Origin of the sequence: Pseudomonas sp. ZY71, from assembly GCF_036542145.1 — a bacterium.
Classification (GTDB): Bacteria; Pseudomonadota; Gammaproteobacteria; order Pseudomonadales; family Pseudomonadaceae; genus Aquipseudomonas; species Aquipseudomonas koreensis_A.
The window spans coordinates 484298-497902 of sequence record NZ_CP144274.1 but is presented as its reverse complement, the minus strand read 5'-3'; the positions used below and the strand labels follow the sequence as shown (position 1 = coordinate 497902).

Here is a 13605-nt window from a genome sequence, read left to right as displayed (position 1 = left end):
CAGGTTAGAATCGCTGGCACGCAGACTGCATGGTCAGTTTGTGCCCGTCTTTACGCTTCTGGAGTACTGCCTTTGAATGCGACGACCATCAACAGCCTGTTCTTGATCGGCGCGTTGCTGGTAGGCGCAAGCATTCTCGTCAGCTCACTCTCTTCCCGTCTCGGCATTCCGATTCTGGTCATTATTCTCGCGGTCGGCATGGCCGCCGGGGTCGATGGCGGCGGGATTATTTTCGATAACTACCCGACGGCCTATCTGGTCGGCAACCTCGCACTCGCAGTGATTCTCCTCGACGGCGGCTTGCGTACGCGGGTGTCGAGTTTCCGCGTGGCGTTATGGCCGGCGTTATCGCTGGCCACGGTCGGGGTGTTGATTACCACCGGGCTGACCGGCATGGCCGCTGCCTGGCTGTTCGATCTCAATCTGATTCAGGGCCTATTGATCGGCGCCATCGTCGGCTCAACGGACGCAGCGGCGGTGTTCTCGCTGCTCGGCGGCAAAGGCCTGAACGAGCGGGTTACCGCCAGCCTGGAAATCGAATCCGGCAGCAACGACCCGATGGCGGTGTTTCTCACCGTGACCCTGATCGACATGCTCGCCAGCGGCCAGACCGGTTTGCACTGGAGCCTGTTGACCCACCTGATCCGCGAGTTCGGCATCGGCGGCGTGATCGGCCTCGGTGGCGGTTGGTTGATGCTGCAACTGGTCAACCGCATCAATCTGGCCGCCGGGCTGTATCCGATTCTGGTGATCGCTGGCGGTCTGGTGGTGTTCGCCCTGACCAACGCCCTGCACGGCAGCGGCTTCCTCGCCGTTTACCTGTGCGGTCTGGTGATCGGCAACCGCCCAGTGCGCAGCCGCCACGGCATTCTGCACATGCTCGACGGCATGGCATGGCTGGCGCAGATCGGCATGTTCCTTGTGCTCGGCCTGCTGGTCACGCCGCACGATTTGCTGCCGATCGCCCTGCCCGCTCTCGGTCTGGCACTGTGGATGATTCTGTTTGCGCGGCCATTGTCGGTGATGGTTGGCCTGCTGCCGTTCAAAGCGTTCCATGGCCGCGAGAAAGCGTTTATTTCCTGGGTCGGCCTGCGCGGCGCGGTGCCGATCATTCTCGCGGTGTTCCCGCTGATGGCCGGGCTGCCGAATGCGCAGCTGTACTTCAACCTCGCGTTCTTTATCGTGCTGGTGTCATTGCTGGTGCAGGGCACGAGCCTGCCGTGGGTGGCCAAGCTGTTGAAGGTGACCGTACCGCCGGAGCCGGCGCCGATTTCCCGGGCGGCGCTGGAAGTCCACGTCACCAGCGAGTGGGAGTTGTTCGTTTACAAGCTCGGCGCGGAGAAATGGTGCATCGGTTCGCCCCTGCGTGAGCTGAAAATGCCCGAAGGCACACGTATCGCGGCACTGTTTCGTGGCCAGCAACTGCTCCATCCGTCGGGTAGTACGGTGCTGGAAGTCGATGATTTGCTGTGTGTTATCGGCCATGAACACAACCTCGGCGCCCTCGGAAAACTCTTCAGCCAAGCGCCGCAACGCGGCCTCGATCTGCGCTTCTTCGGTGATTTCGTGCTTGAAGGAGACGCCCAGCTTAAAGCGGTTGCGGCGCTCTACGGGTTGCCAGCCGAGGGCATCGATCCAGACATGACCCTGGGCGCCTTCATTGCACAGAAAGTCGGCGGTGCGCCGATCGTCGGTGACCAGGTGGAGTGGAACAACACCCACTGGACGGTTGCGGTCATGGACGGGAACAAGATCGGCAAAGTGGGCGTCAGATTCCCCGAAGGAAGTCGCCCGGGCCCCGGGCTCTTCCTCTAAACTGCGTCCACTCTCACTTGCTTGACCGGTCTCTATGCCTACCCTGCGCTCCTTTTTCGTCGCGGCCCTGCTGGGCCTGAGTCTCACTGTCGGCCCGATCTACGCCGCCGAACCACCGTCCAGCGACGCCGTGCAGGCCAGCCTCGACAAGCTCGCCGACAGCAAACTGCCGGATGCCGATAAAAAGAGCCTGCAGACCGTCCTGCAGAACACGCTCAATCAGCTGAACAATCAGCGTGATTACGAGCAGAAACTGATCGATCTCAAGCAGCAACTGGCCACTGCGCCCAAGCAGACCATTGAAAGCACCCGCGAATTGACCCGCCTCAAGGCTACGGCCGCGGTGCCGGTGGCGCAGCGCTTCCCCAAGGAGTCGATCCAGCAGTTGGAGCAGATCCTCACCGATCGCTCGACCCAGCAAAGTGATCTGCAAAAAGCCCTCGCCGACGCCAACAGCCTGATCATCACCGCGCAGACTCGCCCCGAGCGCGCGCAAGCAGAGATATCCGCCAGCCAGACGCGCATCCAGCAGATCAACAACACCCTCAAGTCCGGTAAGGACGCGGGGAAAACCGTCACCGCCGAGCAGCGCGACCAGTTGAACGCCGAATTGGCGGCGCTGAATGCGCTGATTCCGCTGCGCCGTCAGGAACTGGCCGGCAACAGCCAGTTGCAGGATCTGGGCAACGCTCAGCATGACCTGCTCTCGGAGAAGTCCGATCGCCTCGACCGCGAGATTCAGGAACTGCAAACCCTGATCAACCAGAAGCGTCTGGCGCAATCGCAGGAAACCGTTACCCAGCAGTCGATCGAAGCGCAGAAGGCCGGGAGCAGCAGTCTGCTGGCCATCGAAAGCACGGCCAACCTCAAGCTCTCCGACTATCTGCTCAAAAGCACTGACCGCCTCAACGAAGTCACCCAGCAGAATCTGCAGACCAAACAGCAACTCGACAGCCTGACCCAAAGCGATTCAGCGCTGGACGAGCAGATCAGCGTGCTCAAGGGCAGCCTGCTGCTGTCGAAGATTCTCTACAAACAGAAACAAGCCCTGCCGCGCCTCAAGGTCGACCGCGACCTGGCGGATCAGATCGCCGACATTCGCTTGTGGCAATTCGACGTCAGCCAGCAGCGTGAGCAGCTGAGTAATCCGGCCGCCTATGTCGACAACCTGCTATCCACGCAGCCGCCGGAACAGGTCACGCCGCAATTGCGCAAAAACCTGCTGGATCTGGCCAACACCCGCGCCGATCTGCTGGAACGGTTGAACCGCGAACTGAGCGCCATGCTCAACGAGTCGATCACCCTGCAACTCAACCAGAAACAACTGCTGAGCACCGCGCAGGGGCTGCGTGCGACGCTCGATGAGCAGATGTTCTGGATTCCAAGCAACAAGCCGCTGGATCTGGAATGGATGCGCGCGGTGCCGGAGCGCCTGAAACGCCAGGTCGACACCCTGCCATGGGCGTCCAGCCTCAGCGAGCTGACCGACGGTCTGACCCAGCGCCCGTTGCTGTTCCTGCCGCTGGCACTGCTGATCGGCGCGCTGCTGTGGCGGCGCAAGAATCTGTACGCGCGACTGAACAAGGTTCACCAGGACATCGGTCACTTCAAACGTGACAGCCAGTGGCACACGCCGCAGGCGATTCTGATCAATATTCTGTTGGCGATGCCGGTCGCGTTGGGCCTGGCGTTGTGTGGTCTGGCGTTGCAGATCGACGCGCGCGGGCAGAACGCCAATATGGGCGCGGCGCTGCTGCAAATGGGTCAGGCGTGGCTGGTGTTCTATACCGCTTACCGGATTCTCGCGCCGGGTGGTGTGGCAGAACTGCACTTCCGCTGGGAAAAGCCGCAGGTTGAATTCCTCCAGGGCTGGATCCGTCGACTGGGTCTGGTGGTCATGGCGCTGGTGACCATTGTCGCCGTGGCCGAACTGCAACCAGCCGCACTCGCCGACGATGTGCTCGGCATGCCGGTGGTGCTGACCTGCTACGCCTTGATGGCGTGGCTGCTCAGCCGCCTGCTGATCAGCAGCCCGGCCCACGAGAATACTTCGCTGTTCCGTAAAGCGGTCGGCGTGATGTTCACCCTGCTGCCGATCGCGTTGTTCGTGGCGGTGTGCTTCGGCTACTACTACACCGCGCTGAAACTCAGCGACCGACTGATCAACACCCTGTACCTGCTGATGTTCTGGCTGGTGATCGAAGCCACCTTCGTCCGCGGTCTGAGCGTTGCCGCGCGACGCCTGGCCTATCAACGCGCCCTGGCCAAACGTCAGGCAGCGAAAGAAGCCGGCGATGGCGAAGCGGTGATCGAAGAGCCGACGCTGGACATTGAAAAGGTCAACGAGCAGTCCCTGCGCCTGATCCGTCTGGCCCTGCTCGGCGGTTTCATTGCCGCGCTGTACTGGGTCTGGTCGGACCTGATTTCGGTGTTCTCGTACCTCGACAACATCACCCTCTACGAATACACCAGCGGCACCGGCGCCAACATGAGCATGGTGCCGATCAGCATCGGCGACATGCTTGGTGCGCTGATCATCATCGGCATCACCTTCGCCCTCGCGCGCAACTTGCCGGGCCTGCTCGAAGTGTTTGTGCTGTCCAAGCTCAATCTGGCCCAGGGCAGTGCCTACGCGACCACGACCCTGCTGTCGTACGTGATTGCCGGCGTCGGTTTTGTCTCGACCCTGTCGACCCTCGGTGTGAGTTGGGACAAGTTGCAATGGCTGGTGGCGGCGCTGTCGGTCGGCCTCGGTTTCGGTATGCAGGAGATCTTCGCCAACTTCATCTCCGGCATCATGATCCTCTTCGAACGACCGGTGCGGATCGGTGACACCATCACCATCGGCAACCTGTCGGGCACGGTGAGCAAGATCCGCATCCGCGCCACGACCATCACCGACTTCGACCGCAAGGACATCATTGTCCCGAACAAGACGTTCATCACCGGACAACTGATCAACTGGTCGCTGACCGACACCATCACTCGCGTCACGCTGAAGCTCGGCGTCGATTACGGCTCGGACCTGGATCTGGTCAAGGAACTGCTGCTCAAGGCTGCCCGCGAGAACCCGCGCGTGCTCAAGGAACCCGAGCCGCACGTGTACTTCCTCAACTTCGGCGAAAGCACCCTCGACCACGAGTTGCGCATGCACGTGCGCGACCTCGGCGACCGTAACCCGGTGCTCGATGAGGTCAACCGCTTCATCAACCGCGAGTTCAAGAAGCAGCACATCAACATCTCGTTCCGCCAGATGGAGGTTTACCTGAAGAACCTTCACGGTCAGGAATACAAGATGGTGCCGATCGAGCCGGAAACCAAAACCATCGTGCCAGTCGCCGACGATCAGAAACCGCTGCAAGAGCCGCCGCCGGCCAAACTCGACTAACCGGCCTATTCCCAGCAGAATGCTCGGACATTCTGCTGGAGCCGGCCCTTGAAAGCCCTCGACGAACTGACCTTCGACAATCGCTTCGCCCGCCTGGGCGACGCGTTCTCCGCCCATGTGCTGCCTGAGCCGATCGACAATCCGCGTCTGGTCGTCGCGAGTCCGGCGGCTTTGGCTTTGCTGGATCTTGACCCGGCGACCGCTGAAACCGAGGAATTTGCCGAACTGTTTGGCGGCCACAAGCTGTGGGCCGATGCCGAGCCGCGAGCTATGGTCTATTCCGGGCATCAGTTCGGCGGTTACACGCCGCAATTGGGTGACGGTCGTGGCCTGCTGTTGGGCGAGGTGTACAACGCGGCCGGCGAGCATTGGGACCTGCATCTGAAAGGCGCAGGGCAGACGCCGTTTTCGCGCATGGGCGATGGCCGTGCGGTGTTGCGTTCGTCGATCCGCGAGTTCCTTGCTTCCGAAGCGTTGTACGCGCTGAACATTCCTTCCTCGCGCGCGGCGTGCGTGATTGGCTCAGACACCCCGGTCTGGCGTGAAAAGCAGGAACGCGCAGCGATGGTCCTGCGTCTGGCGCCGAGCCACATCCGCTTCGGCCATTTCGAATACTTCTATTACACCAAGCGTCCCGAGCAGCAAAAACAGCTCGGCGATCACGTATTGGCAATGCATTTCCCTGAGTGCCTGGAGCAACCGGAACCGTATCTGGCGATGTTCCGCGAGATCGTCGAGCGCAACGCCGAACTGATCGCCAAGTGGCAGGCCTATGGCTTCTGTCACGGCGTAATGAACACCGACAACATGTCGATCCTCGGCATCACCTTCGACTTCGGCCCGTTTGCCTTCCTCGATGACTTCGACGCGAACTTCATCTGCAACCATTCGGATGATCAGGGGCGTTACTCGTTCAGCAATCAGGTGCCGGTCGGCCAGTGGAACCTCAGTGCACTGGCTCAGGCGTTGACGCCGTTCATCAGCGTCGAAGCCCTGCGCGAAACCCTCGGCTTGTATCTGCCACTGTTTCAGGCGCACTACCTCGACCTGATGCGCCGGCGCTTCGGTTTCACCACGGCCGAAGACGATGACCAGAAGCTGCTGGAAGACCTGTTGCAACTGATGCAGAGCAGCGGCGTCGATTACACGCTGTTCTTCCGCCGACTCGGTGAAGAATCAGCCGAACAGGCCGTCGCCCGTTTGCGCGACGATTTCGTCGACATCAAGGGCTTTGATGCCTGGGGCGAACGCTACGTCGCCCGGGTTGCCCGCGATGGCGACGCTGACCAGGAACAGCGCCGCACCCGCATGCATGCGGTCAATCCGCTGTACATCCTGCGCAATTATCTGGCGCAAAAAGCCATCGATGCGGCTGAGCAAGGGGATTACTCGGAGGTACGCCGGCTGCACGCGGTGTTGAGCAAACCGTTTGAGCAGCAACCGGGGATGGAGGCTTATGCAGAGCGGCCGCCGGAGTGGGGCAAGCATTTGGAGATCAGTTGTTCTTCCTGAGGCGTTTCAGCTTAGCGGATCGATTGCACTGATTACACGGTCGACAATGTCAGACATTGTCACGTCATCCAGTCGCTCGATGAATTTGGCCGTGCCATCTCGTACCCGTTGTTCGATGTCAAAACTCCGAACCTGATTACACACCGCTACACCATTGGTTTCGTGGCCAGTAATGGCCACCGCCAAACCCAAATTCCGGCTGAAATTCCCACCGCTAGTAACAGGCACCGTCATGCTCACGCCCAATGCGTTGATCTCTCTGGGCGTAATCACCACAAAGCGATGTCTGTTCATCATCTCCCGCCCGGCCACTGGGTTCGGATCAATCCAGTAAACGTCACCCCGCTGAGGGGGCTGTCGGCGCACCATCAACCCAGCTCCCGGCCGACAGAATCACCTTCAAGAGTCTCGCTAGTCTGGGCGTTAAGTTTCTGCAGTTCTTCTGCACCTTCGAGTAGCTCTGACAAGCTATAACGCTTACGCGTAGCGGCTACGGCTGGACGAGCAATCAGTTCGCCATCGACCACATTCAGCTCTAGCTGTGCGCCAACCTCCAGATGCAACAACTTTAAAAGCGTGGGCGGAATTGTAATGACGGCAGCGCCGCCTTGGCGGCGTATCTTGGAAGTTACGGACATTATGTCGCTCCGATTTGATGCATAGGAATCATCAATTCCTGGATTAGTGCAACAAAAGTAGCACGCAGATAAAGACAAAGCGATCTCCTCACGACAAGCGTAAAACTCCGAATTGGTCTTCAGACTAGCCATCGATCCCGGAACGGTTTTGACAAAAATGTGAGCAGTTGCGACATTGATAAGTTGGCAGATCGACTCCAAATCAGTTCTATAGACTGCCTATCAGAGAACCAATCATGACCACCCCACTCCTCATCCCCTGCCCCTCCTGCAACGGCCTCAACCGCATCCCCGCCGAGCGCCTCGCTGATCAACCCAAGTGCGGACGCTGCAAATCCGCCGTGCTGTTGAGCAAACCGTTCGAACTCAAGCAAGGTGATTACGCCAGCCAGATCAAGGGCGATCTGCCGTTGCTGGTGGATGTCTGGGCGCAGTGGTGTGGGCCGTGCAAGTCGTTTGCGCCGGTGTTCGAGCAGGCGGCGGCGCATCTGGCCGGCAAGTGCCGCTTGGCCAAGCTTGATAGCGAAGCGAATCAGCAGTTGTCGGCGCAGTTGGGGATTCGCTCGATTCCGAGTTTGATTCTGTTCAAGAACGGCAAAGAAGTGGCACGGCAGAGTGGTGCGTTGCCGTTGCCGCAGTTGATGGCGTGGTTGCGCAGTCAGGGTATCTGACCCAATACAAATCCAATTGTGGGAGTGAGCCTGCTCGCGATAGCTTCCTTTCAGTCACTCAAGTGGAGGCTGACAGGGCGCTATCGCGAGCAGGCTCACTCCTACAGGGGGTCTGCGTAGCTCGGGAGATCAGTGATCTTCGAGCAGATTGTGCAGTTCGACGAACTGCTGGGTCAGCTTGTGTCGCGGGTCGAGGTGAATCAGTGGCATGCTGGCCTGGTGCGATTCGCGCATGCGCACCGAACTGGTCAGGTACACCGGCAGTACCGGCAAACCTTCAGCAATCAACTCATCGAGAATCTGTTGCGGCAGGCTCGCCCGGGCCTGGAACTGGTTGACCACGATGCCTTCGACTTCCAGACCTTCGTTGTGGTCGTCCTTCAGCTCTTCGATTTCCGCGATTAGGCCATACAGGGCCTGACGGGAGAAGCTGTCGCAATCAAAAGGAATCAGCACACGATCAGCGGCAATCAGCGCCGATACCGCATAGAAATTCAACGCTGGCGGCGTATCGAGGTAGATCCGGTCGTAATCCTCGGACAGCTCATCGAGCAACTTTCGCAGCTTGTTGATCTTGTGCTTGGCCTCGAGCTTGGGCTGCAAGTCGGCCAGCTCGGCGGTGGCGGTAATGATGTGCAGGTTGTCGAACGGGGTTTCGTAGATATCGGCCTGATTCTTCTTCGAGAACGGCCCCGAGGACAGCGTCTGCTTGAAGAAGTCGGCAATGCCCATCGGGATGTCGTTGCCGGTGAGCCCGGTCAGATACTGAGTGGAGTTGGCCTGGGCATCAAGGTCCACCAACAACGTGCGATAACCCTCGCTGGCGCTGACCGCCGCCAGATTGCAGGCAATGCTCGACTTGCCTACGCCACCTTTCTGATTGAACACCACGCGCCGCATGACCAAACCTCCGTGTATCAAAGAATGACCGAGTGTAGATGTGCGCGACCTTGCTTCGCTACCTTCATGGACACGGACTACAAAGTCAGGTGCAAATATCCACGGACAGATAGCGCAATAACCGCCATTGATCGGCGAGAAGCCCGACAGACAAGCCCCTGACAATCTGGATAATGGCCAAGTGACAGTTTTCTTGCGAACCACTCGGTACATTTCATTGCACAAAATGTAACCAGCATTTGCTACACACTCGTCGCACCGGGATAATGCGCGCCACCCGGCGCCAAGCGCCACGTCAAGTCTGCTGCGGCTCTGGCCACTAAACGCGTCAACGAAAGCCCGCAGGGGCGGGATGAATGTCCGTGATCAACTTCAACATCGCCCAATGGCGCGCGTGGGCCCCTGGCCTCGACAGCGTGGACGCCTGGCAGGCCTGGAGCCGACAACCGGTCGTGCTCCAGAGCAGTGATGCCGCGCCCGATGTGTCGTTTTTGCCGGCCATGCAACGCCGCCGCCTCAGCCGACTGGCACGCATGGCGTTCAGCGTCGGCTGGCCACTCGCCGACGGACGGGAGAATCTGCCGCTGGTGTTTGTTTCGCGTCACGGCGAAACCCCGCGCACTTACGAGATCCTCAGCGATCTGGCGACCGAGCAGCCGCTGTCACCGACGCAGTTCAGTCTGTCGGTGCACAACGCGATCATTGGCCTGTGGTCGATCATGCGTGGCGAAACCAGTGAAATGAGCGCGCTTGCCGCTGCCGGCGACGGCCTCGAACACGGCATCCTCGAAGCCGCCGCCCTGCTCGATGAAGGCGCCCCGGCGGTGCTGCTGATCATTACCGAAGAACAACCACCCGAAGCGTACTCAGCGTGGATTGACGATGTGCCGTTTCCCTACGCGCTCGGTCTCTTGCTGACCCCCGGTACCGACTGGCGGCTGACCCTGAACAGCACCACAGAAACACGGTCAAAAGCGCACTGGCCCCACGCGCTGAATCTGTTGCAAACCCTGCTCGGCCAGCAAACCCATTGCCAACATGCCTGGAAAAATCGTGTATGGACCTGGCAACGCAACCCGTGACCGAGAAAAACCGCGACGCCTATTACTGGCGCTTGCTGGCCACTGCCGCAAGTTTCGCCCTGTTCGGGCTGGGCGGGCTGTGCCTGCGTGTGTTGGTGTTTCCGCTGCTGGGCTGCCTGCCGGGTGACGCCCTTGCGCACCGTCGACGCGCGCGACAGACCGTCAGCCGGTTGTTCTGGTTTTTCGTGCGTTTCATGGCCCGCGCGGGCGTGCTGACCTACGACATTCAAGGCGCCGAACGTCTCGGTCGTTCCGGGCAGATGATCATCGCCAACCACCCGTCACTGATCGACGTGGTGTTCCTGATCGGACTGGTACGCCAGGCCAATTGCGTGGTGAAGAAAAGCCTGTGGGAAAACCCCTTCACCCGAGGCCCGCTGCGCAGCACCGAATACATCAGCAACGACGGCAGCATGGACATGCTCGATGCCGCCGCCCAGTCCCTGCAAAACGGCCAGACCCTGATCATTTTCCCGGAAGGTACGCGCACCCAGCCGGGCCAGGCGCCAGCCTTTCATCGGGGTGCTGCGTCGATTGCCCTGCGCGGTGCGAAAATTCTCACGCCGGTGATCATCAAGGTCAGCCCGACCACGCTGACCAAAGCCGAACCGTGGTATCGGATCCCCAGTCGCCGCGTGCACTTCAGTTTTCGCGTCGGGGCCGATATAGACCCACAAGCCTTCGCCGCGCAGGGGCCAGCCCCGCAAGCCTCGCGCAAGCTCAACGATTATTTGCACTCATACTTTATTAAGGAGCTCGCCGAAGATGAGCGATCTGAACACCCCTAGCCTGGTGCGTGACATCAAACTGCTGATCATCGATGCCCTTGGCCTTGAAGACATCAGCGCCGACGACATTGGCGACGAGCAGGCGCTGTTCGGCGAAGGCCTGGGCCTGGATTCCGTCGACGCGCTGGAACTGGGTCTGGCGATCCAGAAAAAATACGGCATCAAGATCGACGCCGACGCCAAAGACACCCGTAACCATTTCACCAACGTGGCCAGCCTTGCGGCATTCGTCACGGCAAAACAGGCAGCTTGAGACCGGACCATGCAAACTCGTGACGATATTTTCAACACCCTGCGCGATGCCTTGGTCGAGCTGTTCGAACTGGATCCGGCCCGTGTGAGCCTGGACTCCAACCTGTATCAGGATCTGGAAATCGACAGCATCGATGCGGTCGATCTGATCGATCACATCAAGCGCCAGACCGGCAAGAAAATCGCCGCCGAAGAGTTCAAATCGGTGCGCACGGTCGGTGACGTGGTCGAGGCGGTCTACCGTCTGGTTCAACCGGCCGCATGAGCCGACTGATCGGCCTCGGCCTGCTGCTGGCCGGTCTGCTGTACCCCTTTGCGGTGTATTTCGGCATGGAGCATTTTGCCCCGTGGCAGTTCGGACTGCTGCTGGGCAGTTTGTGGCTGGCGCGGGCACTGACCGGCGAGCGCAAGCCCGGCAGCCTGTGGATGGCCTGTGTGGCGATCGCCTTTTGCCTGCTGCTGGCGCTGTTCGACAGTCCGCTGTTGCTGCGTTGGTACCCGGTGCTGATCAGCGGCTTCATGCTGGTGCTGTTCAGCCTGAGCCTGAAATACGGCCCGCCGATGGTCGAACGTATGGCGCGGTTGCGTGAGCCAGAACTACCGGAAAACGCTATTCGTTACACACGAAAGGTCACCGTGGCCTGGAGCGTGTTTTTCTTCTGCAACGGTTTGTGCGCCGCCCTGCTGACCCTGTGGGCGCCGCTGAATTGGTGGATGTTGTACACCGGCCTGATCTCCTATGGATTGATCGGCCTGATGTTTGCCATTGAATGGCTGATACGACAACGGGTAAGAGGCCGTACATGAACTGGATAAAACTTGAGCAGCTATTGCTCAAGCCTGTGCCGGCGCGGGCCATCAGCCACGCACCGGCCCTCGATCACGCGCAGCTGTGCGAACAGGCGCTGAGCGTTGCTGCCGGTCTGCAAGCGCAAGGCGTGAAGCGCCTGGCTGTGCATCTGGAAGATGCCGCTGAACTGGCCATCGCTTTGCTGGGCGCATGGCGTGCCGGCGTCAGCGTTCTGCTGCCTTCGGATCTGCAGCCACAAACCCGCCAGCGCTGGTCGGCTGAAGTCGATCTGTGGCTGACGGATCAAGCCGATGACGCGCAACTGAGCGAGGTTCAGCAGCAGCCGCTCGCCGGCGCCGAACTGGACCTCGACCAGTGCCGTCTGAGCCTGTGCACGTCCGGTTCCAGCGGCGAGCCCAAGCGCATCGACAAGACCCTGCGCCAACTGGCCAACGAAGTCCAAGCGCTGGAGCAACTGTGGGGCGCGGACCTCGGCGAGGCCTGCATCATCGGCAGCGTCGCCACCCAACATATCTACGGCTTGCTGTTTCGCGTGCTGTGGCCGCTGTGCGCCGCACGCCCGTTTGTGCGCAAGCAACTGGCGTTCCCCGAAGACTTGCAGCGTGCCAGCCGCGAACATCCGGCCTTCGCCTGGATCGCCAGCCCGGCGTTGCTCAAACGCATGGGCGACAACCTCGACTGGCCGGCCCTCAGCGCCGTGCGCCGGGTGTTTTCCTCCGGTGGCGCGTTGCCGCTTGAAGCTGCGCAGAGCCTGCAACAACGCTTGCAGCAATGGCCGACGGAAATCCTCGGTAGCTCGGAAACTGGCGGTATCGCCTGGCGTCAAGGCGAACAACTGTGGCAACCGTTCGCCGATGTCGTACTGAGCCAGGACAGCGAAGGCGCCCTGCTGATCGCTTCACCTTATTTACCTGCCGGGCACGTCGAACACACCGCTGACGCCGCGCGTATCGCTGCCGATGGCCGCTTCGAACTGCTAGGACGGCTGGACCGGATCGTCAAACTCGAAGAAAAACGCATCTCGCTGCCCATGCTCGAACAAGCCTTGGTTGCCCACGAATGGGTCGCCGAAGCACGTTTGGGCGTGGTTCAGGAAAACCGCGCTTCCCTCGGTGCACTACTGGTGCTCAGCGAGGCCGGCCTGTTTGCCTTGCGTGAGCACGGCCGTCGCAGCCTGACTGAAACCCTGCGCCAGCATTTGCGCCAACACTGCGAAGCCCTGGCCCTGCCCCGACGCTGGCGACTGGTGCGGCAATTGCCGTTGAACAGCCAAGGCAAGCTGCCGCAGGCCGATATCGAAGCGTTGCTGATTGCCCCGCGAGCGAAAGCGCCGGAAGTGCTGTCGCAGGTCGAGACCGAGGGCGAATGGAGTCTGCAACTGAGCGTGCCGCCGGATCTGGCTTATTTCAGTGGTCACTTTCCCAAAGCACCAGTATTGCCGGGTGTGGTGCAGGTGGAATGGGCGCTGAACCTTGGGCGGCAGTTGCTGAATCTGACCGGCCCGTTTGCCGGAATGGAAGTGCTGAAGTTCCAGCAACTGGTGCGGCCGGGAGATGAAATTCAGCTGCACCTGCGCTTTGATCCTGAGCGCCGCAAATTGTATTTCGCTTATCGCAATGACACGGCGACCTGTTCCAGTGGGCGGATTCTTCTGGGTGTAGAGCATGATTGACCTTGGTGAGTGCTGCGCACTCAATCGTGAGCAGGCTCACTCCTACAGGGATCGCGGTTTTCCAATGGAGAACTGT

General features: G+C 60.3%; 13 protein-coding genes. 10 read left to right on the top strand and 3 right to left on the bottom strand.

Features of this window, described 5'->3' with window-relative positions; genetic code table 11:
- Positions 1-72 precede the first annotated feature (72 nt).
- Genes VY732_RS02195 through selO form a run of 3 tightly spaced genes read left to right on the top strand, consistent with a single transcriptional unit; the run spans position 73 to position 6715 of the window.
- The gene (locus VY732_RS02195) at positions 73-1815 is read left to right on the top strand and encodes a potassium/proton antiporter (RefSeq protein WP_016983888.1); all 1743 of its coding nucleotides are present in this window, start codon (positions 73-75) and stop codon (positions 1813-1815) included.
- A 34-nt stretch (positions 1816-1849) separates the two neighbouring features.
- Positions 1850-5203, top strand: coding sequence for a mechanosensitive channel MscK (mscK, locus tag VY732_RS02190; RefSeq protein ID WP_331693679.1), 3354 nt, complete (start codon positions 1850-1852; stop codon positions 5201-5203).
- 48 nt (positions 5204-5251) lie between these two features.
- Complete coding sequence (gene selO, locus VY732_RS02185; RefSeq protein ID WP_331693678.1) at positions 5252-6715, top strand: protein adenylyltransferase SelO; 1464 nt, start codon at positions 5252-5254, stop codon at positions 6713-6715.
- A 6-nt stretch (positions 6716-6721) separates the two neighbouring features.
- Here selO and VY732_RS02180 read toward each other — a convergent pair whose 3' ends face one another.
- The gene (locus VY732_RS02180; protein ID WP_077570482.1) at positions 6722-7084 is read right to left on the bottom strand and encodes a type II toxin-antitoxin system PemK/MazF family toxin; all 363 of its coding nucleotides are present in this window, start codon (positions 7082-7084) and stop codon (positions 6722-6724) included.
- Entirely contained in the window at positions 7084-7353 is a 270-nt protein-coding gene (locus tag VY732_RS02175; protein WP_008077592.1) for an AbrB/MazE/SpoVT family DNA-binding domain-containing protein, read from the bottom strand. The genes VY732_RS02180 and VY732_RS02175 overlap by 1 nt, the downstream gene beginning before the upstream one ends.
- A 236-nt stretch (positions 7354-7589) precedes the next feature.
- Between VY732_RS02175 and trxC the strand changes: the two genes are divergently transcribed.
- A complete protein-coding gene (gene trxC, locus VY732_RS02170; RefSeq protein ID WP_331693676.1) occupies positions 7590-8024 on the top strand; it encodes a thioredoxin TrxC in 435 nt (144 codons plus the stop codon).
- Positions 8025-8153: 129 nt separating this feature from the next.
- On the opposite strand, the gene VY732_RS02165 is transcribed toward trxC, so the two are convergent.
- On the bottom strand, positions 8154-8924 hold the full coding sequence (locus VY732_RS02165) for a ParA family protein (protein ID WP_038360142.1): 771 nt from the start codon (positions 8922-8924) through the stop codon (positions 8154-8156).
- Positions 8925-9280: 356 nt separating this feature from the next.
- Between VY732_RS02165 and VY732_RS02160 the strand changes: the two genes are divergently transcribed.
- Genes VY732_RS02160 through VY732_RS02135 form a run of 6 tightly spaced genes read left to right on the top strand, consistent with a single transcriptional unit; the run spans position 9281 to position 13529 of the window.
- Positions 9281-10006 (top strand): beta-ketoacyl synthase chain length factor, encoded by a 726-nt coding sequence (locus VY732_RS02160; protein ID WP_331693674.1) that lies wholly within the window; start codon positions 9281-9283, stop codon positions 10004-10006.
- Positions 9982-10794, top strand: coding sequence for a lysophospholipid acyltransferase family protein (locus VY732_RS02155; RefSeq protein WP_123593002.1), 813 nt, complete (start codon positions 9982-9984; stop codon positions 10792-10794). Before VY732_RS02160 ends, VY732_RS02155 begins: the two co-directional genes overlap by 25 nt.
- Positions 10772-11047: a phosphopantetheine-binding protein gene (locus VY732_RS02150; RefSeq protein WP_077570472.1), complete on the top strand. Its 276-nt coding sequence runs from the start codon at positions 10772-10774 to the stop codon at positions 11045-11047. The genes VY732_RS02155 and VY732_RS02150 overlap by 23 nt, the downstream gene beginning before the upstream one ends.
- A gap of 9 nt (positions 11048-11056) precedes the next feature.
- Positions 11057-11311 (top strand): acyl carrier protein, encoded by a 255-nt coding sequence (locus VY732_RS02145; RefSeq protein WP_064388843.1) that lies wholly within the window; start codon positions 11057-11059, stop codon positions 11309-11311.
- Positions 11308-11853, top strand: a complete 546-nt coding sequence (locus tag VY732_RS02140) for a hypothetical protein (RefSeq protein ID WP_077570470.1) — start codon at positions 11308-11310, stop codon at positions 11851-11853. The genes VY732_RS02145 and VY732_RS02140 overlap by 4 nt, the downstream gene beginning before the upstream one ends.
- The gene (locus VY732_RS02135; RefSeq protein WP_331693671.1) at positions 11850-13529 is read left to right on the top strand and encodes an AMP-binding protein; all 1680 of its coding nucleotides are present in this window, start codon (positions 11850-11852) and stop codon (positions 13527-13529) included. Before VY732_RS02140 ends, VY732_RS02135 begins: the two co-directional genes overlap by 4 nt.
- Positions 13530-13605: the final 76 nt, after the last annotated feature.

Coding starts and splice junctions, on each gene's coding strand:
- VY732_RS02155 (WP_123593002.1), top strand. CDS start 9,982: ATGGACCTGGCAACGCAACCCGTGACCGAGAAAAACCGCGACGCCTAT.
- VY732_RS02145 (WP_064388843.1), top strand. CDS start 11,057: ATGCAAACTCGTGACGATATTTTCAACACCCTGCGCGATGCCTTGGTC.
- VY732_RS02135 (WP_331693671.1), top strand. CDS start 11,850: ATGAACTGGATAAAACTTGAGCAGCTATTGCTCAAGCCTGTGCCGGCG.
- VY732_RS02140 (WP_077570470.1), top strand. CDS start 11,308: ATGAGCCGACTGATCGGCCTCGGCCTGCTGCTGGCCGGTCTGCTGTAC.
- VY732_RS02175 (WP_008077592.1), bottom strand. CDS start 7,353: ATGTCCGTAACTTCCAAGATACGCCGCCAAGGCGGCGCTGCCGTCATT.
- VY732_RS02180 (WP_077570482.1), bottom strand. CDS start 7,084: ATGGTGCGCCGACAGCCCCCTCAGCGGGGTGACGTTTACTGGATTGAT.
- VY732_RS02165 (WP_038360142.1), bottom strand. CDS start 8,924: ATGCGGCGCGTGGTGTTCAATCAGAAAGGTGGCGTAGGCAAGTCGAGC.
- VY732_RS02160 (WP_331693674.1), top strand. CDS start 9,281: ATGTCCGTGATCAACTTCAACATCGCCCAATGGCGCGCGTGGGCCCCT.
- trxC (WP_331693676.1), top strand. CDS start 7,590: ATGACCACCCCACTCCTCATCCCCTGCCCCTCCTGCAACGGCCTCAAC.
- VY732_RS02150 (WP_077570472.1), top strand. CDS start 10,772: ATGAGCGATCTGAACACCCCTAGCCTGGTGCGTGACATCAAACTGCTG.
- mscK (WP_331693679.1), top strand. CDS start 1,850: ATGCCTACCCTGCGCTCCTTTTTCGTCGCGGCCCTGCTGGGCCTGAGT.